The 23,325-nt window shown below is 44.7% G+C and carries 22 protein-coding genes; 8 read left to right on the top strand and 14 right to left on the bottom strand.

The window, feature by feature from the left end; translation table 11 throughout:
* The first annotated feature begins 21 nt into the window (after positions 1-21).
* The 7 genes from VL525_RS11460 (at position 22) to VL525_RS11430 (ending at position 8,795) form a co-directional block, all read left to right on the top strand.
* The gene (locus tag VL525_RS11460; protein WP_325386592.1) at positions 22-729 is read left to right on the top strand and encodes an esterase family protein; all 708 of its coding nucleotides are present in this window, start codon (positions 22-24) and stop codon (positions 727-729) included.
* Positions 730-759: 30 nt separating this feature from the next.
* Entirely contained in the window at positions 760-1,857 is a 1,098-nt protein-coding gene (locus VL525_RS11455; RefSeq protein WP_325386590.1) for a hypothetical protein, read from the top strand.
* A gap of 129 nt (positions 1,858-1,986) precedes the next feature.
* Positions 1,987-3,084 (top strand): carboxylate-amine ligase, encoded by a 1,098-nt coding sequence (locus VL525_RS11450; RefSeq protein WP_325386588.1) that lies wholly within the window; start codon positions 1,987-1,989, stop codon positions 3,082-3,084.
* 6 nt (positions 3,085-3,090) lie between these two features.
* Entirely contained in the window at positions 3,091-3,927 is an 837-nt protein-coding gene (locus tag VL525_RS11445) for a type 1 glutamine amidotransferase (RefSeq protein ID WP_325386586.1), read from the top strand.
* Positions 3,928-3,968: 41 nt separating this feature from the next.
* Complete coding sequence (locus VL525_RS11440) at positions 3,969-5,162, top strand: hypothetical protein (RefSeq protein WP_325386583.1); 1,194 nt, start codon at positions 3,969-3,971, stop codon at positions 5,160-5,162.
* Between the two features lie 63 nt (positions 5,163-5,225).
* Entirely contained in the window at positions 5,226-5,390 is a 165-nt protein-coding gene (locus VL525_RS11435) for a FeoB-associated Cys-rich membrane protein (RefSeq protein WP_325386581.1), read from the top strand.
* A 39-nt stretch (positions 5,391-5,429) separates the two neighbouring features.
* Positions 5,430-8,795 (top strand): glycosyltransferase, encoded by a 3,366-nt coding sequence (locus VL525_RS11430; RefSeq protein WP_325386579.1) that lies wholly within the window; start codon positions 5,430-5,432, stop codon positions 8,793-8,795.
* A gap of 1 nt (position 8,796) precedes the next feature.
* Here VL525_RS11430 and ispF read toward each other — a convergent pair whose 3' ends face one another.
* The gene (gene ispF / locus VL525_RS11425; protein WP_325386577.1) at positions 8,797-9,285 is read right to left on the bottom strand and encodes a 2-C-methyl-D-erythritol 2,4-cyclodiphosphate synthase; all 489 of its coding nucleotides are present in this window, start codon (positions 9,283-9,285) and stop codon (positions 8,797-8,799) included.
* A complete protein-coding gene (gene porV, locus VL525_RS11420; protein WP_325386575.1) occupies positions 9,285-10,469 on the bottom strand; it encodes a type IX secretion system outer membrane channel protein PorV in 1,185 nt (394 codons plus the stop codon). The genes ispF and porV overlap by 1 nt, the downstream gene beginning before the upstream one ends.
* A 257-nt stretch (positions 10,470-10,726) precedes the next feature.
* On the opposite strand from porV, the gene VL525_RS11415 reads away from it, so the two are divergent.
* A complete protein-coding gene (locus VL525_RS11415; protein WP_414684754.1) occupies positions 10,727-12,388 on the top strand; it encodes an SUMF1/EgtB/PvdO family nonheme iron enzyme in 1,662 nt (553 codons plus the stop codon).
* A 75-nt stretch (positions 12,389-12,463) separates the two neighbouring features.
* Here VL525_RS11415 and VL525_RS11410 read toward each other — a convergent pair whose 3' ends face one another.
* From VL525_RS11410 to VL525_RS11355, 12 genes are all read right to left on the bottom strand, one after another.
* A complete protein-coding gene (locus VL525_RS11410; RefSeq protein WP_325386571.1) occupies positions 12,464-12,961 on the bottom strand; it encodes a biotin/lipoyl-containing protein in 498 nt (165 codons plus the stop codon).
* Between the two features lie 52 nt (positions 12,962-13,013).
* Positions 13,014-13,598, bottom strand: coding sequence for a DUF4159 domain-containing protein (locus VL525_RS11405; protein ID WP_414684753.1), 585 nt, complete (start codon positions 13,596-13,598; stop codon positions 13,014-13,016).
* 68 nt (positions 13,599-13,666) lie between these two features.
* Positions 13,667-14,377, bottom strand: coding sequence for a 16S rRNA (uracil(1498)-N(3))-methyltransferase (locus tag VL525_RS11400; protein ID WP_325386567.1), 711 nt, complete (start codon positions 14,375-14,377; stop codon positions 13,667-13,669).
* 12 nt (positions 14,378-14,389) lie between these two features.
* Complete coding sequence (locus tag VL525_RS11395; protein ID WP_325386565.1) at positions 14,390-15,733, bottom strand: hemolysin family protein; 1,344 nt, start codon at positions 15,731-15,733, stop codon at positions 14,390-14,392.
* Between the two features lie 8 nt (positions 15,734-15,741).
* Complete coding sequence (locus VL525_RS11390; protein WP_325386563.1) at positions 15,742-16,287, bottom strand: inorganic diphosphatase; 546 nt, start codon at positions 16,285-16,287, stop codon at positions 15,742-15,744.
* A 20-nt stretch (positions 16,288-16,307) separates the two neighbouring features.
* Positions 16,308-16,961, bottom strand: a complete 654-nt coding sequence (locus VL525_RS11385) for a DedA family protein (protein WP_325386561.1) — start codon at positions 16,959-16,961, stop codon at positions 16,308-16,310.
* 58 nt (positions 16,962-17,019) lie between these two features.
* Complete coding sequence (locus VL525_RS11380) at positions 17,020-18,402, bottom strand: NADH-quinone oxidoreductase subunit N (RefSeq protein ID WP_325386559.1); 1,383 nt, start codon at positions 18,400-18,402, stop codon at positions 17,020-17,022.
* 19 nt (positions 18,403-18,421) lie between these two features.
* The gene (locus tag VL525_RS11375) at positions 18,422-19,915 is read right to left on the bottom strand and encodes an NADH-quinone oxidoreductase subunit M (protein WP_325386557.1); all 1,494 of its coding nucleotides are present in this window, start codon (positions 19,913-19,915) and stop codon (positions 18,422-18,424) included.
* 22 nt (positions 19,916-19,937) lie between these two features.
* Positions 19,938-21,833, bottom strand: a complete 1,896-nt coding sequence (gene nuoL, locus VL525_RS11370; protein WP_325386554.1) for an NADH-quinone oxidoreductase subunit L — start codon at positions 21,831-21,833, stop codon at positions 19,938-19,940.
* Positions 21,834-21,928: 95 nt separating this feature from the next.
* On the bottom strand, positions 21,929-22,258 hold the full coding sequence (nuoK, locus tag VL525_RS11365; protein WP_147029747.1) for an NADH-quinone oxidoreductase subunit NuoK: 330 nt from the start codon (positions 22,256-22,258) through the stop codon (positions 21,929-21,931).
* Positions 22,258-22,758: an NADH-quinone oxidoreductase subunit J gene (locus tag VL525_RS11360; RefSeq protein ID WP_325386551.1), complete on the bottom strand. Its 501-nt coding sequence runs from the start codon at positions 22,756-22,758 to the stop codon at positions 22,258-22,260. Before VL525_RS11360 ends, nuoK begins: the two co-directional genes overlap by 1 nt.
* Positions 22,759-22,815: 57 nt before the next feature.
* Entirely contained in the window at positions 22,816-23,313 is a 498-nt protein-coding gene (locus VL525_RS11355) for an NADH-quinone oxidoreductase subunit I (protein WP_325386549.1), read from the bottom strand.
* Between the last annotated feature and the right edge of the window lie 12 nt (positions 23,314-23,325).

The following is a 23,325-nucleotide window of genomic DNA, read 5'->3' as shown; positions in this document are numbered from 1 at the left end:
CATACATAAAATCCGTACGCTTTGACAGAACAGTATCACAAATGGTATTCGCATAATTTGGGGTTGGACGTGGAGATGCTGGTGTTTGGCGACCGCGGCTATCCTGTCATTTTATTCCCTACCTCGCAGGGTAAATATTTTCAAAATAAAGACGAAGGGCTTATCCAGGCAGCAGAGTGGTTTGTGAACGAGGGCCTGGTAAAAATATATTGCCCCGATAGCTTCGATTGGCTAACCTGGTACAACAAAGGCGTACACCCTGCCGAGCGGGCACGCAATTATACTTTTTATGATAAGATGCTGTACGAGGAGTTGGTGCCCTGGGCCATGCACGAGACAGGCGTAGGCAAAGTAGCTACAGCCGGATGCAGCTTTGGGGGTTACCACGCGGCTAACTTCGCGCTAAAACATCCTGATAAGGCAGGGCACCTGTTCAGCATGAGCGGGGCATTTGACGTGAAGCAGTTTATGGACGGCGTTTATACCGACGATGTATTTTATAATAACCCGGTCGACTACCTGCCCAATAGTAATCAGCCCGACCTATGGAATATGAACATAATACTCGGCGCGGCAGAGCATGATATTTGCCGATGGGATAACGACCAGCTCTCAAACATCCTGAGGCAAAAAAATATTAACCATTGGCTGGATATACGCGGCATAGGCGACCATGACTGGCCCATGTGGCGGGCTATGTTCCCGCATTATTTAAGTACTATCAAGTAGAATCAAGAACCACGATAACAACCCACCACTATGAAAAAAATAGGCATTCTATTCGGACAGGAAAATTCATTCCCGCATGCGTTTGTCGACCGCATCAATCAAAAGGGAGAAAAAGATATATCAGCGGAATTTGTGCATATCGATAAGGTGATGCAGGCGGAGTCGCAGGGCTACTCGGTTATTATTGACCGTATATCGCAGGATGTACCCTTTTACAGGGCTATGCTCAAAAACGCCGCCATTTGCGGCACGGCAGTTATCAATAACCCCTTTTGGTGGAGCGCAGATGAAAAGTTCTTTAATAATGCCCTTGCCGTTAAGATAGGTGTACCGGTACCAAAAACGGTTATCCTGCCATCGAAGGAATTGCCTGATGATACCACCGATAAATCTTTCCGCAACCTGGCTTACCCGCTGGATTGGGAAGGCATATTTAATTATGTGGGTTTCCCGGCGTATATGAAACCGTTCGACGGCGGCGGCTGGAAAGAGGTTTACCAGATAAATAGTCTTGATGACCTTTGGGATAAATACAACCAGACCAAGCAGTACGTGATGATGCTGCAGGAAGAGATAATTTTCGACGATTACTTCCGCTGCTATTGCATTGGCGGCAAGCATGTACGCATTATGCAGTACGAACCGCGCAACCCGCACCACCTGCGCTACGAGCACGGCAAAGCCCCTGCAGAAAAGAAACTGCTGGAGACGGTGAAGAACTATGTCATCAAGCTGAACAAATACCTTGGTTATGATTTTAATACAGTCGAATTTGCCATCCGCAACGGCGTACCTTATGCCATTGATTTTTGCAACCCTGCGCCTGATGCCGAAGTAACCAGCGTGGGCCAGGAGAATTTTGACTGGGTGGTTGAAACTGCTGCCGACTATGCCATCGAGCGCGCCAAAAAACAAAAGGACGGACAGGACAACCTGACCTGGGGCGAATTTGTGCGAACCGGCGCTACCAAAGAAGACCTGCTATCGTCGGAAAAGAAAATTGAAAAGAAGGCCGGCAAAAAAGACGTGGAGACCGGCAAGATAGACCATGCGATTTCGGAAGAAGGTACTGTGAAGAAAGCAGCGCCGAAAAAGACTCCGGCTAAGAAACCAGCAGCTAAAAAATAGTTCCGATGTCATGCCGAATTTATTTCGGCATCTCTCGGGACAAGTAATAATCATGCTGATCACTCAGTGTATGGGACGCTGAAGCAAGTTCCGCATGACTTAATAAATACCAATATACCTTAATCAATTATGAACGAATTTACCTTAGGCGTTGAAGAAGAATTCATGGTGATAGACCCGGTGACCCGGGAACTGAAATCGCATGAGCAAAAAATTGTTGAAGGCGCCCAAAAGATACACGAGGACCAGGTAAAAGCCGAAATGCACCAGGCCGTAGTGGAAGTGGGCACGCACATTTGCCGTAACACCGGCGAGGCACGTAAGGAGGTAACCAAACTGCGCGGCACGGTTGCCCAATTGGCCGGCGACCTGGGCCTGCGCATTGGGGCAGCGGGAACGCACCCTTTCTCGCACTGGCAGCACCAACTGATAACTGATCATCCGAGGTATTTCGAGATCGTGGATGAGATGCAGGAAGCTGCCCGCTCCAACCTTATTTTTGGATTGCACGTGCATGTAGGTATCCAATCGCGCGACCTGGCAGTGCACATTGCCAACCAGGTGCGGTATTTTTTGCCGCACGTTTATGCGTTGTCGACTAACTCCCCTTTTTGGGAAGGGCGGAACACGGGGTTTAAATCATTCCGCACCAAGGTTTTTGATAAATTTCCCCGTACAGGCATACCCGATTATTTCAGCAGCATAGAGGAGTACGACCGTTATATCAAACTGCTGGTAAAAACCAATTGTATCGATAACGCTAAAAAAATATGGTGGGATATCCGGGTACACCCATTCTTCGAGACCATCGAATTCCGGATATGTGATTGCCCGATGCTGATAGATGAAACGATGGCCTTTACGGCCTTATTCCAGGCATTATGTGCTAAGTTGTATAAGCTTAGGTTGCAAAACATGTCGTTCATGACCTATAACCGCGCTTTGATCAACGAAAATAAATGGCGGGCCGCACGGTATGGTATTGATGGGAAGATGATCGATTTTGGGAAGGAAATGGAGGTAAACACCCGCGCATTGATTCTCGAATTGCTGGATTTTGTGGATGATGTAGTAGATGAGCTCGGCTGCCGCGATGACTTGCAATATGTCCACAAAATACTGGAACATGGTACCGGCGCCGACAGGCAACTGGCAGTTTACGAGCAAAATAGTAACTTTGCCGACGTGGTGGATTACATCACCTCGCAAACGTTAAAAGGTATTTAACATATAATGATCACAGACAAACCCGAAGTTAAAGTTGCGATACTGGACCTTTACGATGGCATTGCCAACGAAGGCATGCGCGGCTTTCAGGATATATTAAAAAGATACAGGGAAAAGCACCAGCTTAATTTAAGCTACGGCATATTCGACGTACGTAAAAAATGTGAAGTGCCGGAGTATGACGACTTTGATATTTACATTGTTAGCGGCGGTCCCGGCAGTCCTATCGACAGTGAAGGCAGTGAATGGGAAAAGAAATATTTCAACCTGGTAGATAAGCTGGAGGACCATAACCTGTCAAACGCTGTTCAAAAGAAATACGCTTTTTTTGTTTGCCATTCCTTCCAGCTGATGTGTCGTAAGTATGGTTTGGGCGATATTAATCTGCGTCGTTCACCATCGTTCGGTGTGTTGCCTGTTCACCTGACAGCGGACGGACGGAACTACCAGGTATTTGATGGTATGACCGATCCATTTTATACAGTGGATTCGCGTAGCTGGCAGGTTATCAATCCCAATAATAAACGTTTTGACGAATTGGGCATGAAACTGCTCGCGATTGAAAAAGAACGCCCGCATGTCGATCTGCCGCGTGCCATGATGGCTATACGATTTAACGAGTATTTTATTTCGACGCAGTTTCACCCCGAAGCAGATGCACAGGGTATGAAGAGTTGGCTTTCAAAGGAAGAAAAGAAAAAGGAAGTGGTAAACGAGCATGGACTGGATAAATACACAGAAATGCTGGAACGCCTGGACGACCCGGATAAGATAGCGCATACGCAGGCGACCATCATTCCTAACTTTTTGGACCAGGCGGTGATGAGTTTACAGGAGGCGTAAGCAAATTGTCATTTGCAGAGTGACAAATCAAATAAGACAATATGGACTCATCAGCCAGGAAAGCATTTAACGAAATTTTTACTACCGAAAAGTACCAGGCTTTTCTTGAGGCTTTGAACAAAGGACTGAAAGACCCTATTGCCTTTCGCGTCGCCGAGACTCCTGTTTTTTTGACCGATGATTTCCGTGATAAGCTATTGGCTGCGGGCGAAGATATCATCAATGTTATTCTTAAACCCAATTTTAAGGAGCTAACCGAACGTGCCATCCCCGAAAAATGGAAAGTGGCAAATGAGAACGACCACCCGCATTTTATCGCGCTGGATTTTGGCGTTTGTAAAGATGAGCATGGTAACATCGTCCCTAAACTGATAGAACTTCAGGGATTTCCTTCGCTTTATGGCTTCCAGGTGCATTTGGCCGATACTTACCGGAAAACCTTTCACATACCGGACGACTGGACAATTTACTTTAATCATTTGGGGCGGGCGGACTATATCGATCTGCTCAAAAAAACCATCGTAGGCCCCAACCATCCCGAAGAAGTGGTATTGATGGATGTTAACGCCCGCGAGCAAAAAACATCGGTCGATTTTTATATCACACAAAACCTGATCGGCACACCTGTCGTATCGCTGGAAGAGCTTATCGAACAAAATGGCAAGCTATACTATGAAAATCGTGGCAGCTATAAACCCATCAAACGCATTTATAACCGCCTGATATTTGATGAGATAGAAGGCGACCCGGACATCTTCAGCAAAGTGGTTGATATCCGAAAACCATTAGATGTGGAGTGGATAACACACCCCAACTGGTTTTATCGCATAAGCAAGTTTACCATGCCGTTCCTGGAGGGTGATTTTGTACCAAAAACGGTATTCCTGCACGAGTTGGACAGCATACCGGCCGGATTGGATAAATATGTACTAAAACCGCTGTTCTCTTTCGCGGGACAGGGTGTTATCATCGATGTAAAAAAAGAGGATATCGATAATATTTCAGACCCTGAAAACTGGATCTTGCAGGAAAAAGTTAACTATGAACCTGTATTACAAGCACCCGATGATGGTGTTAAAATTGAGATAAGACTATTGTATCTTTGGCCCGACGGACACGATAAGCCCACGCTTGCCATTAATCTTGCGCGTTTAAGCAGGGGTAAAATGATAGGTGTGCGGTATAACAAAGATTTTGATTGGGTTGGAGGTACGGTTGCCTTCATGCGAAAGTAAAACCTTATACTAATACGCTTGTATATTCGTATATAAGAAAGGAAAATGTAGTAAATTTGTGACATGATTTTTCAGTTGATCGTAGTAGCGTTACTTTTTGCCGCAGCGGTGTTTTACCTGGGCCGCACGATATACAAAAGCGTGTCGTCCAAAAAAAGCTGTGGCGAAAACTGTAAATGCGGGGTGGATTTTTCGAATATTGAACCGACCGGGGCTAAAAAACAGTAGCCTAAACCAGTTATATTTCTAAAATTATTGTAAATTTTAATGGCCGATAAACAGGTTTTTCAAGCTGATACACCGGGTAGGTGGACCCGTTTTAAATGGATCAGCCGTGGAATTATCATCGTACTGGCCGCAGCTGTTGTGGCATCGGCCATAACCGTTACGTCAAAGCAATACCCTTCCTTACCAAATCTTAACCCCGCGCCAAAAAAATTATCAAAGGAAGAGCTTGAACAATTAAAAAGATCGACCAAGTACCGAGCCTTTAAGATCGATACGGAAAAGATCGGCATCCTGCGCAGAAACCTGCACAGGCACCAGCTTAGGCATCCAAACAATAAAAACCGTATTAACGCGGCATTTTACCGTGCGTGGGAACCCCAGGCCTATTCCTCACTGGTCGATCATATCGCAAAATTGGATATGGTAGTTAGCGAAGGCTTCACGTTAACCGCCAATGCTGATACCATTACAGCTAAAATAGATACCGGGCTTACCAACCTGAACAGGAAGTACAAAAAACCCATATTGATATCGCTCACCAACTATATCAATTATGACAACCTGCATGGCGCTTTTGACAACAAGGATCTGGGCCGCATAATTAAAAGCAAAGATCTTCGGGCAAAATTCATCAAAAGCGTTGCCACGCAATTGGCTAAATATCGTTTCCAGGGCGTCAACCTTGAATTTGAAGATATAAAAGACCGGAACGATAAGAATTTCATCGCACTTGAAAAAGAATTTTACCATACCCTGCACCCAATGGGCTACCTGGTAACCACCAACGCGTGGCCCGACGATGAGCAGTACGATCTGAAGCGGTTAGTGCAGTTTAACGATTACCTGTTCATTATGGCGATAGATGAACACACCGAGGATAGCAACCCGGGCGACCTCTCAAATCAGCATTGGGTGGAAGAAATATTGGATAAGGTTTGCGATAAAATACCCAGCGAAAAAGTTATCCTGACCGTTCAGGGTGGTGGTTGCGACTGGACCGAAAACAGCACAGGCAAATCTACCAGTTACCAGCAATCGATAAGTTATGCGCAGCAAAATCAGAGTCATATAACTTACGATCCGACGTCCGCAAATTTGCATTATACCTATTTTGACCTCGACAGCCTTGAACATACCGTCTATTTTACCGATGCAGCCACCAACTTTAACGTCATCCGTATGGCCGACGATTGGGCCACCGGCGGTATAGCTTTATGGAGGCTTGGCTTTGAAGACCCCAGGCTATGGGCATTTTTCCAAAAGGACCTGTCTCTTGATTCACTGAGGAAAACAGGTATCGATATCAGGAAGCTGCAAACAGTGGGACTGAACAACAGGATAGACTATGCCGGCGACGGCGAAGTGCTCGACCTGGTGACAACGCCTGATACAGGACACATCAATGTGACCCTTGACACGATTAACTATTTTGTCACCGATCAGCATTACATTAAGCTGCCTACGAAATATGTGATCAAACGGTACGGGTACGCACCTGGCAAAGTGGTATTGACATTTGACGATGGTCCCGACCCGGATTACACGCCAAGGATACTGGACATACTGAAAAAGGAGAAAGTCCCGGCGGCATTCTTCGTAGTTGGGTCCATGGCCGAAAAATATGTGCCGATCCTTCGGCGCGAATACGAAGAAGGTTACGAAATAGGCAACCATACTTATCTTCATCCCGATATATCCACCATAAGCCTACAGCGTGTAAACCTTGAACTTAATGCCACCCGGAAACTCATCGAATCCGTTACCGGACGAAGCACGATATTATTCAGGCCGCCTTTTAATGCTGATGCAGAACCGCAAACACTTGCCGAGGTTCTTCCGGTGGCGGAGAGCCGCAAGCAAAGTTATATCACCATTGGCGAATCTATTGACCCCTGGGATTGGCAGCCGGGTGTAACGGCCGATAGCATTGTTGCACGTGCCATCAAGCAAAAAGACGCCGGGTCGATGATCTTGCTGCACGATGCCGGCGGCGACACGCGCGAAGAAACGATAAAGGCCCTGCCGCGTATTATCCATTATTTTAAAAGCCACGGATACAAGTTTACCACCATAGCCGACGTATTACACACGGACAGGGCCGAATTAATGCCGCCTATACGGGATGATGCAAATACCGGTATAATGGGTACGCTTTATGACATTTTTATCCAGGGCTTCTTTTATGGTAACTGGTTTATGCTCTACCTTTTCCTTTCGGCCATATTTCTTGCAATCGGGCGTATCCTGCTCATTGCAATATTAGCCCTGCGCCAGTATTACGAGGATAAAAAGGATAAAACTATCCACACCGATGAAAAACTCTTTCCTGTCAGCATAATTGTACCAGCCTATAACGAGGAAGTTACGGCCATTAAAACTATTCAAAGCCTGTTGCAGGTTGACTATCCCGAATTCGAGATCATATTTATTGATGACGGGTCGAAAGATAAAACCTATGAATTGGTGAACGCCTCCTATGGCAATCACCCGATGGTTAGGGTGCTCACCAAGCCTAACGGCGGTAAAGCATCGGCGTTGAATTTTGGCATTGCCCACTCGCGTTATGACTTTGCAGTATGCATCGACGCTGATACCCAATTGAAAAATGATGCCATCCGGCACCTGATGACCTATTTTACTGATGAGGAGATTGGCGCCGTTGCTGGCACGGTTAAAGTGGGGAACGAAACCAATATCATTACTATCTGGCAGTCGATAGAATACATAACGGCTCAAAATATGGACCGTCGCGCTTTTGGCCTTATCAACAGTATTACCGTAGTACCTGGCGCCATTGGTGCGTTCCGCAAGGCAGCGGTTTTCAAGGCAGGCGCTTTCACCTCGGATACATTAGCCGAAGATTGTGACCTTACCATGCGCATATTGAAACAAGGCTATATCATCAAAAATAGTGCTGAGGCTATTGCGTATACCGAAGCCCCTGAATCATTAAATGCATTACTTAAACAGCGCTTCCGCTGGAGTTTTGGCGTTATGCAAAGTTTCTGGAAAAACAGGGACGCGCTTTTCAATAAAAAGTATAGCTTTTTCGGCATGGTGGGCATGCCCAATATCCTTATCTTCCAGATCATATTACCTTTATTTTCACCTTTGGCCGACCTGATGATGATCATTGGTTTGTTTGGTGACAAACCGTGGAAAATACTAACCTATTATGTGGCGTTTGTGCTTATCGATTTCTTCGTATCTATCATAGCCTTCCGGATGGAAAAGGAAAAATACGGTAAGCTTATCTACATCATTCCGCAGCGTTTCGTTTGGCGGCAGCTGATGTATTACATTTTGTTCAAATCAATTCGTAAAGCATTAAAGGGCGAGCTAAGCGGCTGGGGTGTATTGAAGCGTACAGGAAATGTAAAGATGAAGGAAAAAGCAGTCAGTTAGCCTAAAGTAAGGACTTCTCAATAAGGCAAACCGCATAGGCAACTACGCCCTCCTGTCTCCCTATAAAACCCAGTTTTTCGTTAGTTGTAGCTTTGATCGATATGTCGTCCTTATCAATACCGGCCGATCTCGCAATATTTGTTTTCATTTCGGGAACATGGGGATTGATCTTTGGTTCTTCCAAACAAACCATAGCGTCGATATTACCTACCGACCAGCCCTTTTCGGCTAATAGTGCTATTACCTGTTCTAACAGAATAAGGCTGCTTATGCCTTTCCAGCGGTCGTCTTTATTGGAAAAATGAAAACCTATATCGCGCAGGTTGGCTGCGCCCAACAGTGCATCACAAATGGCGTGCAGCAATACATCTGCATCGGAATGACCAAAAGCACCCGAATGATGTTCCAGGTTGACACCGCCCAAAACAAAAGGATGCCCTGTTTTTAACTGATGTACGTCAAAACCAAAGCCTACCCTTATTTTACTCATTATTTTTTTGTGGACCCAAAGTTAGCCATTAAAGTGAATCGCAGTGTATTGGCTAAGGGACTATTTTGCTGGCTGGCGGCAATGTAGGCGAAATCGAAGGCAAAAATATCATATTTAAACCCTGTGCCTACAGTAAAATAGTGCAGGCCGCCTTTGTTGGGGTTTTCATAAAAATAACCCGCCCGCAGCGCAAATTGCTTATTGTACCAATACTCAACACCCGGCGAAATGGTGAATTCCTGCAACTCCTCGCTAAAACCACCCGGGGCATCAGTAAATGACCCGAAAATACCTGCGGGAACAGAAACATTATCGTCTTTGCCCTTGATGATATTGCCGTCGCTATCACGGATGGGGGGTGTAGGCACCAGTAGCTTGTTAAAATCAAGTGCGAAAGTGAATTGGTTGTACTCGTCCAGGTTTATAGTATTGGCAATGCCGAATTTCCAATTAGTAGGGAGGAAATATTTAGTACCATTGTCTGTATAGCTGATCTTCGAACCGATGTTAGAAATATTGGTGCCGAAAGAGAACGTGGCGTTGTTACCAAACTCCTGTATTTGCTTGGTGTAAAATAAAGAAACGTCTGCGGCTATCGCATTACCCGCCTTAACCTGCTGTCCCGATAGGAACGAGCCATTAGCAAGGCTTGAATGGATATACCGTAAAGTAAGGCCCAACGAAAACTCGTTGCCAAATTTACGGGCAAATGAGCCGTCGATCGAAAACTCGTTCGGTGTATACGTACCCAGCGATTGCTGACTGGCATCTGTTAATTCTATCGACCCAAGGTTAAAGTACCGCATCGAAGCTCCGAAAGTATTCCTGTCGTCCAGCTTGTGTGCATAAGCAATATAGGAAAGGCTGACATCTGGCACCAGGTTGCGTAACCAGGGGCTATATGATGCCGAAAGATCATCCCCACCGTCCAAAAACGCCAGTTTCGACGGGTTCCAGAAATTGGCATTCACATCCGGGGACAGTGCAACGCCGGCCTCGCCCATAGCTCCCGAGCGCGAATCAGGTGTTATTAAAAGGAATGGTACCGCAGTAGGTATCTGTGATGAACTGCTGCCGTTTGTATTGGTGCCTCCCTGGCCAACAGACTGAGAAAATGCTGCCAGTGGCAGCAACATTCCGATAGATAAAACAAGGCTCCAGGCTCTTGAGTTGAAAAACTTCATTGTTGCAATTTAGCGTTAAAATTTAAAATATTTGCTTTTCACAGATAACACATTTTCATGTGGCTTAATATAAAGAAAGTCAAATATTTACAGATGTGAGTTTAATAAAAGCAATATTTGTGTAACTCAATGGCGGGTTTTACGTTTAAAGCCAAATAAAGGTTTATCCTTTTTCTGAATTTAATACACAAACTGAGTTTAATTATTAATTCATTTTTTTTAGATTTACACATCAAATTACGAGTAAAAATATGAAAATGCTTTTTACGAGAGCAGCTTTACTACTAACGGGCTTTGGATTTATCCTAACCAGTTGCAGTAAGCGCGAGGTTTCACAAAAAACAGGCATAGCCTACAATGATAAAAACAACGGAGGCTACGAGCGTTTCAGGCAATCGCATCCTGCTCCGGGGCCTGGCCTTATTCCTATTGAAGGCGGCACCTTTGTGATGGGTGGAAGCGCTGACCAGGATGTGACCTATGATTACAATAATGTTCGCCGCCGGGTAACAGTGCCTTCATTCTATATGGATGAAACCGAGGTATCAAACCAGGATTGGCTCGATTATATGCACTGGATAGGTATTACCTTCCCGGATGATCACAAGCTTTACTATGATGCTATCCCCGACACCTTGGTTTGGCGCAGGCCTTTATCTTACAACGACCCTTACGTCGAAAATTATTTGCGTCACCCGGCATTCCAGGATTATCCTGTTGTTGGGGTAAGTTGGGACCAGGTCCAGGAATATTGCACCTGGCGTACCGACCGGATGAACGAAAATATATTGCGCGAAAAAGGAATAATGCTAAGCTGGAAAGATGCAGCAGGAGGCGGCAAAGGAAAAGCTACCGCAGCAGCAGGCAAGCCGGCAAACAAAGATCCTTTCAACACGGACATATATCTGAACGGTCAATATAAAGGCGCTGGTATCGACGGCAAGAAAATGATCGTGGACATTAGCCCAACGGCGAAGGCTGCGACAGGAGCAAATGGTAAAGCAGGCGGCAAAATTTTAAGGCCGGCGCGGATCGAAGATGGTATTTTGAAACAAAGATATCGCCTCCCGTCGGAGGCTGAATGGGAATATGCAGCTTTATCACTAATTGGTAATACAGAGTTTGAAAACATTGACAATAATAAAGTTTACGCATGGAACGGCCTTGGTGTGCGTTCAGCAAAACAAAAAACCCGCGGCCTGATAATGGCAAACTTTAAGCGCGGTCTGGGCGATAATATGGGCGTGGGCGGCTATCTCAATGATAAAGGTGATATTACCGTACCGGTCAGATCATTTCCTCCGAACGATTTCGGTCTGTATAACATGTCCGGTAACGTGAACGAATGGGTACAGGATACTTATCGTCAAACTTCTTTCGAGGAATTTGAGGACTTCAACCCGTTCCGTGGTAACGAATATAAAGACAAACGTATGGCCGATCCTAGTAAGGGGCTGTTTGCCAAAGATAAATATGGCAAACCTATCCTGGATCCGTCTAAGTCAAATAAGAAAGCAACTTACGAGGAAGTGGTCGCACGTCAGCAGGCTGCTGCAAATGGCGGCAATGCCCCTGGCGCCGCAAATGGCAACCCGGCAAACCCTAATCCTGTTGCAGGTAACCCTTTAGCTGGCAAGCCTTACAATCCTGATTTCAGGGGCGCAGCCGATTCTGTTAATATGACCCTTTATGGTACAACCACATTGGTTAACGATAGATCCAAAGTATATAAAGGCGGTTCATGGAATGACATGGCTTACTGGCTTAACCCGGCCACCCGCCGCTTCATGGACGAAGATGAATCGAGTGCCGAAGTTGGTTTCCGTTGCGCCATGACGATGGTTGGTGCGCCTGAGATTTCACCTTCTGGTAAACCGCACTACAGTGTAAAGAAACCAAAAGCATATAAAGCTAAATAAGCGGTATTGCTTTTAACATAAAAGGTGCACTTCAAAATGAAGTGCACCTTTCTTCTTTAAACTAAGTCAAGATAACTAAAAAACGATCAAAACCTGTCCTTTTTCAACCTTATCACCCGGCTTTATCTTTAACGTCTTAACGGTTACATCAGCCGGCGATTTTATAATATTTTCCATCTTCATTGCCTCCAGTACAAACAGGTTCTCACCCTTTTGAACCTGGCTCCCTTCGCTGACAAATACCCTTAACACCATCCCCGGCATAGGCGCCTTTACTTCGCTCACCTTTGCACTGTTAAGTGCACTCATTCCCAGCTTATCCAGCAGCAGATCATATTGATCTTTTGCCACTACCGAATAAATGTTACCATTAACTTTTATCTCTGCTGTTTTCAACTCCTTATCGAAACTCACTACCTCCGTGTTATATGATCGTAGGTTATGAATAATATGAAATAGTGTTCCGTCGAGTTGTCTTATATCCGGCGTTTCTTCTCTTTCGTTCACCAGGAACTTATCTTTCTTCCTTTCAATATCATGATCGAATCTGTCGTTTATTTTTATTTTGAGCATAGTTCGGTTTTGAGATAGAAGATAAAATTACGATTTAGGGTTTGATATTGCACTATTGGGTTAGGGCATACTGCACCATGTTGGCACCCATTTTTAAAGCTTTGATTCGTATTTCCTGGGTGTCCCCCGGATAGGTCCCATAATCTTCCCACCCATTACCCAGGTCGCATTCATAGTCATAAAAACAAACCAGGCGCCCTTTGTAGATCAAGCCGAAACCTTGCGCACGTTTACCATCATGCTCGTGCACCTTAGGCAAACCGTTGGGAAAATCATATTTCTGGTGGTAAATAGGATAGTTTAGCGGCAATTCTACAAAATCGAGTTCAGGAAAAACCTTTTTCATTTGCGGCCTGATAAACTGGTCGAGACCATAATTGTCGCAGATATGAAGGAAACCACCACCAATTAAATATTTACGCAGGTTTTGGGCTTCCTGATCTGAAAAGATAACATTGCCGTGCCCGGTCATAAAAATAAAAGGGTAGTTGAAAAGCTGGGCGCTGCCAACTTCCACCACCTCATCTTCAGGCTGGAAATTTGTCTTTAGATTCTCGTTACAAAATTTAATAAGGTTGGGCAATGCTGTGCGGTCGCCATACCAGTCACCGCCCCCGTTATATTTAAGTCTTGCCATTTTATAGGAGGGCGCATTAAAGCCGCTCAAGCTTATAAAAGCAGTTATTAGCAAACACACCCAAACTCTCATATACGGTTTAAAAAATTCACTTCAAAACAAGCCTCCAGGGCTGCTGTCTCTGTTCTTAAACGACTATTTCCTAAAGTTATGGCTTTGAAACCATTTTTTATTGCGTCCCCGATTTCCTGCGGGCTGAAATCTCCTTCGGGTCCGACCAATATCAGATATCTGCCGAGGGGTTTGATCATATCTCTTAGATCCGTTTTGTCTCCTGGCTCGCAATGTGCTATAAACCTTTGTCCATCAAACAGACCTGAAAGAAATTTATTTAGCGCTACCGGCTCGTTGAGTTTCGGGTGCCAAGCTTTAAGCGACTGCTTGATAGCCGAGGTAATGATCTTATCAAGCCTGTCGGTGCGCACTTCTTTTCGTTCCGACCGCTGGCAAATGATCAGCGAAATCTCGTCGATACCTATTTCTGTAGCCTTTTCTAAAAACCATTCAATACGTTCGATATTTTTTGTCGGGGCAACGGCAATATGCAGGTAATGATTTCTTTTATTCGGATCAGCTTCTACCGTTAAAATTTGCAGTTGCGTACGCTTCGGATGGGCATCGTTGATAGTTGCGGTGTAAAAGTTTCCCTTTCCATCTATCAGTTGCACTATGTCGCCGGCTTGCAAGCGCAAAACCTTTACACAGTGCTTGCTTTCCTCTTCATCAAGGTAATATGTTGAAGATGCAGCATCAATTCCAGGTGTATAAAAAAGTTGCATCCGGGAACGTGTTTAATGCAGATCGACGGTATCTTCTTCGTTAAGCAACAACTCGAGTTTTACCGATTCGATGTTCTGGTCCGATTTTTTTAGAATGGTGATATTATACCCGTTTGCCTCTGTCTGCTCTCCAACATCGGGTATCTTTCCAAAAATATCACCCAGCCATCCCGAAACCGTGTCATAGTCGCCGTCTTCCGGCAAGTCATGCGGTAAATGGCTATTTACATCATAAATAGGCGCCAGCGCATTTACTATGAATTCCGTTTCATTTACTTTTTCAACGATAGGTTTTTCCTCGTCATACTCATCCTGTATATCGCCAACCAATTCTTCTACTATATCTTCCAGGGTCACCATACCGGCTGTTCCGCCGAACTCGTCCAGCACAATAGCTATCTGGATCCGTTTCAGCTTCATCTCAGCCATCAGGTCGTTTATCTTTTTGGTCTCGGGAATAAAATATGGCTTTCTGATAATATCCTTAAGCTGGAATTCCTTTTTGTAGGCAAGCAGTGGCAACACATCCTTGGCATGTACAATCCCTACTATTTTATCTATGGTATCTTCGTAAACTGGTATCCTTGAGTAGCCTTCGGCAATCAGCAACTCTATAAGTTCATCCTGGTTGGTATCCACCTCAACTCCTGATATTTTAGTACGGGGTACCATGATATTTTTTACCACGCGTTCGTTAAAATCGAACACATTCTGGATAAGTTCATGTTCTGTCGAGTCTATAACCCCGGTTTCCATACCCTGTTCGAGCAGGTATTGTAACTCTTCCGAACTATGATGTGCCTCGCTCCCGGGTGCAGTGTTTACGCCAAACAGCCCCAGTATGAAATTGGCGAATCCATTTAACAGCCAGATGAACGGCCTGAAAACAACAAAGAAGAATCGCAAAGGGACTGATACGGTCATAACCGTCCTCACGGACTTTTGTATCGCGAGCGATTTGGGAGCCAGTTCTCCAAATACAATATGAAGAACGGTGATAGATATGAACGCCACCACATGGCTTATGTCAATAATTAATATGGAATGGATGTTCAACCCAAAAACCGAGAAGAGTTTCCACATCAACTTGGTCACCACGTCCTGCCCAAACCAACCCAGGCCAAGCGACGCAATGGTGATCCCTAATTGCGTGGCGGCCAGGTAACCATCCAAATTGCCCATAATACCCTTTGCCACTTTGGCCGTGCGGCTACCCGATTTTGCCTTGATCTCGAGCTGGGAGCCCCTAACCCGCACCATAGCAAATTCAGCAGCAACAAAAAAACCGTTCAGCAAAACCAGGAATAGGGTAAGAAATATATAGTAACCGTTAATTTCTAAATCTGCCGGGTTCATTGATCAAATTATTGGTACGAGGGGAAAGTAGATTTGTATAGGTCCAGACTTTCCATTATCACTTTTTGCGCATAACGCTTTCCGAGCAAGTGCTCTATGGTGACATTTTTTCCTTCCAGTTTTTTATAATCCTGGAAAAAACGGACAATTTCTTTCATTGCATGCGGTGGCAATTCGTTCAGGTCGTTGATGTAGTTTACCGACATATCATTTTTTGCCACGGCTATGATCTTATCGTCCTGTTCACCGTTATCCACCATGTGCATCACACCGATTACCTTCGCTTCGATAATGGACATCGGGAACACATCGACAGAACACAATACCAATATATCCAGCGGGTCATGGTCATCGCAATAGGTTTGCGGGATAAAACCATAATTGGCCGGGTACATTACTGAGGAAAAAAGAACACGGTCGAGCTTTAACAACCCCGAGTCCTTATCTATTTCATATTTAGCTTTGGAACCCTTAGGTATTTCGATTACTGCGTGAACGTTATCAGGTATACTGTCGCCTGGTGATACCTGGTGCCAGGGGTGTTGTGTACTCATTATTAATTTTTTATAGATAGTTATGTATCATCTTTACCCGGCTCCGGCTTAACAAACTGTCGCCGTATATAAGCAAAAATAAGCGGCGCCGTGGTAATCAATATTAATCCTAATACAACATATTTGAGATAATATTTAATTTCTTCAGGATACCTTCTTCCAAGGTAAAAACCCGTCAAAGTTAATGTGCAAACCCACATTATGCTGCCAATAAAGTTGTAAAGCGTGAATTTTTTGACATCCAGCTTAACAACACCCGCAAAGATAGGGGCAAAAGTTCTAATTATAGGGAAAAATCTCCCTAAAACCAAAGCCATACCACCATATTTGGCATAAAACTCCTCGGCCATGGTTACGTAACGCTTTTTAAAGAATAATGATTCGTTGCGTTTAAATAAAACAGGCCCCGTACGGTAACCAAACCAATAACCGGTATAATTACCCAAAACGCCTGCTGCTATAAGGGATAGTACCAGTACCGAAATGTGCATATCGAGCACCCCTGTTGCGCATAACAGTCCTGCCAGTACCAACAGGTAATCGCCCGGCAAAAAAAACCCGAAGAACAATCCCGTTTCAGCAAATACTACAATAAGTAAAAGAAAAAAGCCGCCCTTACTGATAATGGAGCGTGCGTCTGTCAGATTTTGAAGATGTTCCCAGAATTGTTCCATTCACGATCACCGTAAAACTACTAATATAAAATGAATTAATTAGCAGTATACTTACGGATTAAATGAGGTTTGCTATAAAGCCGGGATACACGCCGATAGCAATCGTTAGTATGGCTGAAAGGCCAAGTACGAAAGTAAAGTAACCGGGTACTGCAAGCTCCTCCCGATCGCTGCTGCGGAAATACATAGCGATGATAACCCTGAAATAATAGAAGATGCTTATGATGGCGTTCACCACCGCAAGTATAACCATGGTGGTTTGATATTGAGACAGCGCACCTGAAAAAACGAAAAACTTACCGATAAAGCCAGCGGTTAGCGGTATGCCTGCCAGCGACAGCATAGCGACTGTTAATACTAAAGCCAAAAAAGGGTTTCGTTTGCCAAGTCCGTTAAATGCCTCAAAATTATCTGTACCAGCTTGCTGTTGCACCAGTATCAAAGCGCCGAAAGCTATGATTGAGGCTATAGAATAAGCCGTCGAATACACAAATACTGAATTAGCCGAAGTTGAACCCAACGCCACAATAGCAAATAGCAGGTAGCCTGCGTGCGAGATACTGGAGAACGCCAGCATCCTTTTGAAGCTTTGCTGGTACAGAGCCGTAATGTTGCCTATGAATAACGTAATGATAGTGATCACTAGCAATACCGGCATCCAGAAGTCTGACAACGGCGCAAAACAAATAGAGAACAGGCGCAGGAAGGCAGCAAATGCAGCGGTTTTAGCAACCGTCGACATGTAGGCCGTGATCAGTGTTGGCGACCCTTCGTAAACGTCAGGTGTCCAGAAATGGAATGGCGCGGCACCAACTTTAAAACACAATCCTACAATGATAAGCATGATACCGATATAGAACATTGGATCGATCTTTTGCTGAGCCAGAACCCATTTATGTATCATATCCAGGTTGAACGAACCTGAAGCCCCGTAGATCAAAGCTATACCGAACAACAGGAAGCCGGTAGAAAAAGCTCCCATCAGGAAGTATTTCAAGGCAGCCTCATTCGAGGCGAAATCACTCTTTTTGATACCGGCAAGAATGTAAAGGCTTACCGACATGATCTCGATCCCCACAAAAAGCATCGTCAGGTTGTAGTAGGATACCATGACGATTATGCCGGCCAGCGAGAAAAGGATAATGGCGTAATATTCGGCAACGTGACTGCTTATTCGTTCAAAATATTCTTTGGAAAGCAGGAGTATAAATGCGGTAGAAATTACGGTGATAGAGGAAAACGCTACCGAAAAGTTATCAAAACGCATCATACCATGGTATATGGGTAACGCACTATTAGTTTTCGTCCATGCGGCTACCGCAAGTGCCAGCGCTCCAAGCAAACCTACTATAGTAACCGGCAATAAAGCGTTTTTGGCCTTAAACAAGCCCAGGTACAACACCAATATTGGCAGAACAGATAGTAATATTAAGGTATTCATCCTTCTTTAATTTCTAAACTTAGGGTTTAACAGATCCTAAATGATTGTGTACTGTATTAATTAGATTATTTACGGCAGCTTCGGACACGTGCAAAATGGGCTGCGGGTAAACACCGATCGCAATTATTAAAACGCAAATCACGCCAAGCACCACTATTTCCGAACCGCTTATATCAGTAAATGCGACCGTTAACGCATTGGTTTCGCCCTGCATCACGGATTTATACATGCGCAGCATATAAACAGCGCCAAATATCATCGTTAAGCCTGCAATAGCCGCCATCCATATATTATATTGGAACACACTATTTAGCAACAGGAACTCACCTATAAAACCATTAGTTAGTGGCAAGGCCACCGTGCCGAGTGTGACAATAAGAAAAGCAATGGCAAACTTCGGCGCCACTTTAGCTATACCACCTAATTGATCCAGGTCGCGGGTGTTCAACTTCCGGCTAATGATGTCCCAAACGAAGAACAGGCCAACCACGTTAATGCCGTGATTAAGCATTTGTATCAGTGCGCCCTGCAGCGCTTGAGTCGTCCACAGGAATGAACTTTCGCCTTTACTGAATGTGAACAACGCAGCAGCTATCAAACCAACGTGCGCTATGGACGAATATGCTACCAGCCGTTTGCCGTCTTTTTGTTTAAATGCAATAACCGAAGCATACACAATACCGATAACCGACAACACCAACGCCATAAAGCCCCAGTTTTGTACACCAAGCGGTGCAATAGGAATTAGCCACCGAATAACACCATAAATACCCATCTTCAGCATAATACCTGAAAGCATCATGGTGCCTGCAGACGGAGCTTCGGTGTAAGTATCGGGCTGCCAGGTGTGGAATGGGAATATCGGCATCTTTATAGCGAATGCCAGGAAGAAGGCCCAGAATATCCAGCCCTGGTGATGAGCGTCCAGCTTGAGATCGTAAAAATGCCCGATGTCATAAGTTGATGCCGGATCCTGCATGTGCAGGTAGATGATACCCAGCAACATAAACAACGAGCCAGCAAAAGTATAAATGAAAAACTTGATGTTTACTTTTATTCGGTTCTCGCCGCCCCACATCGCGCAAATGAAGTAAATAGGGATCAATGCAACTTCCCACCCGACATAGAATAAAAATCCATCAAGCGCTGTAAATACCGTCAGTAAGCCGGCCTGCATAAATAATATCAGTGCATAAAACACATGTGCGCTCTTATATTGATTTTTAAAGGTGGAAAGAATGATGAGCGGCACAAGCAAGGTTGTCAGTATCACCATGATCATGCTGATACCATCGATACCTGCTGTAAAATAAATACCGGCTTTAGGTATCCAGGGTGCGCTTATGGAAAATTGGGTGGTTGCATCCGGTACAAATTTGCTTAGAAACACACCCGCAACAACCAGTTCGGCTACCGCGAAGGTTAGAGCTGCATATTTCGCGGCTTCTCCTTTGATGAATAAAACAACAAGTGCTGCAACAACCGGTAAAAAAAGTAAAATACTAACTGTCATTTTTTATCTGTAACGCTTATTGTTATATCTTGACTAAACTGTATACCAGGATGGCAATAATGCCGATAACCATCATGAAAATATAAAATCCGACATTCCCCGCCTGTAACAGGCGCAAGCCTTTGCTCGTTCTGATTGATAATTTCCCTAAACCGTTCACAATACCATCTATTGCCAGCAGGTCGATGACCTTATAAAAGAAAACCGACAGGCCGTCAAGCGGCTTCCTGATCAGGAAATCGTAAATCTCATCTACATAAAATTTGTTATACGAGAGACTAACCAATCCGGGGCGCTCGTCGTTGTCTGCCGCAGGCACATGATTGTTTTTCACGTAACGCACGTAAGCATAGATCAATGCCAATACCGCGCCGGCCACCGAAGCGATCATCAACGTGATCTCTGTCGACTCCGTCGAAGCCAGTTTAGGTAATCTGCTTGCCGAATCTTCAAAAATTGGCGACAACCATTGCGCAAGCCAGTGATGCCCTCCCAAGACTTCAGGAATGCCAATAAAACCACCAACGATAGAAAGTATCGCCAGAACGATCAACGGAATGGTCATGGTTGGCGGCGATTCGTGCACATGATGTTCCTGCTCAGGTGTTCCACGGAACTTACCATAAAAAGTCAGGTACAGCATCCGGAACATATAGAACGAAGTGAACATGGCCGTAATAACCCCTATCACATACATGCCCTTATTATGCAGGTACACCTGGCCCAATATCTCATCTTTCGAGAAAAAGCCCGCAAATGGCGGAATACCCGAAATGGCTATCGTGCCAATAAGCATCGTCACGAAAGTGATCTTCAACTTACCCTTCAGGCCACCCATCTGGCGCATATCCTGTTCATCGCTCATGGCGTGAATAACAGAACCTGCGCCAAGGAATAACAAGGCTTTAAAGAATGCGTGTGTCAATACGTGGAAGAACGCACCTGTGTAAGCACCCACTCCTAAACCTAAAAACATATAACCCAATTGGGATACGGTAGAATAAGCAAGTACTTTCTTAATATCCGTTTGCGAAACCGCAGTCAGTGCAGCAAAGGTTGCCGTCGCGAGTCCCACAATGGCTATGATCTCCATAGTGATAGGCGCCATCGTAAATAAGATGTTTGAACGAACCACCATGTATACACCGGCGGTAACCATCGTAGCAGCATGTATCAGGGCTGATACCGGTGTGGGGCCGGCCATCGCGTCGGGCAGCCAGGTGAACAAAGGCAATTGCGCCGATTTACCCACGGCTCCAACAAACAACAATATTGTGATCAATGTAAATGGTACACCTTGTGTAGTTGTAGCTTTAGGGAAAATATCCGCATAAGCAGCGCTGCCGAAATAGTTGATCAATATGAATATCCCGATGATAAAACCGAGGTCACCGATGCGGTTCATGATAAATGCTTTCTTGGCCGCATCGGCATAGGCCGGGTTAGTGTACCAAAAACCGATAAGCAGGTATGAACAAAGGCCAACACCCTCCCAACCGATGAACATTACCAGGTAATTGGAGCCCATTACCAGCAAAAGCATAAAGAAAACGAACAGGTTCAGATAAGAGAAAAACTTCCCGAAACCTTTATCGTGATGCATATATCCTACTGAATACAGGTGGATCAAAAAGCCTACGCCTGTGATAATAAGCATCATCAGAACGCTCAACCGATCTACCAAAAAGGAAAAGGAAACCTTGAACGCACCCAGGTCGAACCAATTAAATAGATTCACTTCAATACTTCCACCCTTGTTTATCTGCATAAATGCACTGACACTAAGAATAAATGAAGCCAGGATAACTGCGCTGCCGATGAAGCCTAAAACAGCCTTTGAGAAAACGTTACGGCCAAGCCCGTTGATCAGGAAACCAGCTAATGGTAGTATTGGAATAAGCCAGATGTAATTATCCATTTTTTATAAGTTTGACGCTGCACGTTAAACGTTTGACGCCTTTAATTTCATTTTAAAACCACTTCAAATTCCGACTTCCGAAATCCGAACTCAGATCACCACTTCAACCTGTTCAGCACATTGATATCCACCGAGTTGGTATTGCGGTAGATCATTACGATGATGGCTAACCCTACGGCCACTTCAGCTGCTGCCAGCGCCATAATGAAAAACACGAAAACCTGTCCGTTCGGGTCGCCGTGGTAAACCGAAAAGGCAGTAAGTAACAGGTTTACAGCATTCAGCATCAGTTCAACCGACATAAAAATGATGATGGCATTCCTGCGGATCAATACACCGATAACACCTATCGAAAAAATGATAGCGCTTAAAATGATGTAATGATTGAGTGGTACCGTTTTTACGGCATTAAAAAAACTTTCCATTACGCAGTGGTTTTTTTATCACGTGTAGCCAATAGCACCGCTCCCACCATTGCCGAAAGCAACAGCAGCGACGATATCTCAAATGGCAATAAAAATTCGTTAAATAATACCTTACCGAGGTTCTTCACCAGGCCCAGGTCCGGGTTTTTAAGTACAACCGGCTCTGCTATACCCACCTGCCTTAGTGCCGCTATGATGACAACCATCAAACATCCGCCGCCTAAAACTGCGGCTATCTTCACCATGTTCGATTTCACAGGTTCGGCATCCTTATTCAGGTTGATGAGCATCAGCGTGTATAAAAACAATACCAGGATGGCTCCCATGTAAACGATAAAGTTTACGATAGCCAGAAACTGGGCATTAAGCAATACGTATTGAATGGTGAAAGTGAAGAAGGTTAATATCAGGTAAAGGATACTATGCACAGGGTTTTTTGCAGATATAACCAGTACTGCGAACAGTATGGACAAAAATGCGATAAAGTAAAATATACTCATTTCTATTATTTACAATATAACCCTGTCCCAAAAGTGAGGCAAAGTTATAAACTTCTTTTATTGATTTAAGGGCGCCTCCACTAATTTATCCTTACCATATATAAAATCCTTCCGCAGGTAATCCGACGGAACAATGTCGCCATCAAGATAGATCGCTTCCTTCGGGCAAGCCTCTTCGCATAGCCCACAGAAAATGCAACGCAACATATTGATTTCATAAACGGCAGCGTATTTTTCTTCGCGGTACAGGTTCTCTTCGCCTGGCTGACGCTCGGCCGAGATCATGGTAATAGCTTCAGCGGGGCACGATAAAGCGCACAAACCACAAGCTGTGCAGCGCTCCCGGCCATGTTCATCGCGTTTCAGCGAATGCATGCCACGGAAATTTTCAGAAAACTCACGTTTTTGTTCCGGATAACGTACGGTCACATCTTTCCTGAAAAAGTGCTTTATCGTGATCGACAGACCACGCAGTATAGCTGGCAGATAAATACGCTCCCAAAAGTTAAGGGGCTTTGATTCTATTATTTTCCGTTTTCCGGTTAATGATTCCATTCTATTTGCTCC

The sequence above is a fragment of the Mucilaginibacter sp. genome (assembly GCF_035492695.1).
In the GTDB taxonomy this organism is placed as follows: domain Bacteria; phylum Bacteroidota; class Bacteroidia; order Sphingobacteriales; family Sphingobacteriaceae; genus Mucilaginibacter.
The sequence above is the reverse complement of the archived record's forward strand: the minus strand, read 5'-3'. Positions and strand labels throughout refer to the sequence as shown.

What these genes read in the sequence shown, in the direction of transcription:
- nuoL (WP_325386554.1), bottom strand. Translation starts at nt 21,833, where the DNA reads ATGGATAATTACATCTGGCTTATTCCAATACTACCATTAGCTGGTTTC.
- porV (WP_325386575.1), bottom strand. Translation starts at nt 10,469, where the DNA reads ATGAAGTTTTTCAACTCAAGAGCCTGGAGCCTTGTTTTATCTATCGGA.
- VL525_RS11440 (WP_325386583.1), top strand. Translation starts at nt 3,969, where the DNA reads ATGGACTCATCAGCCAGGAAAGCATTTAACGAAATTTTTACTACCGAA.
- VL525_RS11375 (WP_325386557.1), bottom strand. Translation starts at nt 19,915, where the DNA reads ATGACAGTTAGTATTTTACTTTTTTTACCGGTTGTTGCAGCACTTGTT.
- VL525_RS11380 (WP_325386559.1), bottom strand. Translation starts at nt 18,402, where the DNA reads ATGAATACCTTAATATTACTATCTGTTCTGCCAATATTGGTGTTGTAC.
- VL525_RS11355 (WP_325386549.1), bottom strand. Translation starts at nt 23,313, where the DNA reads ATGGAATCATTAACCGGAAAACGGAAAATAATAGAATCAAAGCCCCTT.
- VL525_RS11405 (WP_414684753.1), bottom strand. Translation starts at nt 13,598, where the DNA reads ATGGCAAGACTTAAATATAACGGGGGCGGTGACTGGTATGGCGACCGC.
- VL525_RS11410 (WP_325386571.1), bottom strand. Translation starts at nt 12,961, where the DNA reads ATGCTCAAAATAAAAATAAACGACAGATTCGATCATGATATTGAAAGG.
- VL525_RS11450 (WP_325386588.1), top strand. Translation starts at nt 1,987, where the DNA reads ATGAACGAATTTACCTTAGGCGTTGAAGAAGAATTCATGGTGATAGAC.
- VL525_RS11400 (WP_325386567.1), bottom strand. Translation starts at nt 14,377, where the DNA reads ATGCAACTTTTTTATACACCTGGAATTGATGCTGCATCTTCAACATAT.
- VL525_RS11360 (WP_325386551.1), bottom strand. Translation starts at nt 22,758, where the DNA reads ATGAGTATATTTTACTTTATCGCATTTTTGTCCATACTGTTCGCAGTA.
- VL525_RS11385 (WP_325386561.1), bottom strand. Translation starts at nt 16,961, where the DNA reads ATGGAACAATTCTGGGAACATCTTCAAAATCTGACAGACGCACGCTCC.
- ispF (WP_325386577.1), bottom strand. Translation starts at nt 9,285, where the DNA reads ATGAGTAAAATAAGGGTAGGCTTTGGTTTTGACGTACATCAGTTAAAA.
- VL525_RS11445 (WP_325386586.1), top strand. Translation starts at nt 3,091, where the DNA reads ATGATCACAGACAAACCCGAAGTTAAAGTTGCGATACTGGACCTTTAC.
- nuoK (WP_147029747.1), bottom strand. Translation starts at nt 22,258, where the DNA reads ATGGAAAGTTTTTTTAATGCCGTAAAAACGGTACCACTCAATCATTAC.
- VL525_RS11430 (WP_325386579.1), top strand. Translation starts at nt 5,430, where the DNA reads ATGGCCGATAAACAGGTTTTTCAAGCTGATACACCGGGTAGGTGGACC.
- VL525_RS11455 (WP_325386590.1), top strand. Translation starts at nt 760, where the DNA reads ATGAAAAAAATAGGCATTCTATTCGGACAGGAAAATTCATTCCCGCAT.
- VL525_RS11435 (WP_325386581.1), top strand. Translation starts at nt 5,226, where the DNA reads ATGATTTTTCAGTTGATCGTAGTAGCGTTACTTTTTGCCGCAGCGGTG.
- VL525_RS11395 (WP_325386565.1), bottom strand. Translation starts at nt 15,733, where the DNA reads ATGAACCCGGCAGATTTAGAAATTAACGGTTACTATATATTTCTTACC.
- VL525_RS11390 (WP_325386563.1), bottom strand. Translation starts at nt 16,287, where the DNA reads ATGAGTACACAACACCCCTGGCACCAGGTATCACCAGGCGACAGTATA.
- VL525_RS11415 (WP_414684754.1), top strand. Translation starts at nt 10,727, where the DNA reads ATGCTTTTTACGAGAGCAGCTTTACTACTAACGGGCTTTGGATTTATC.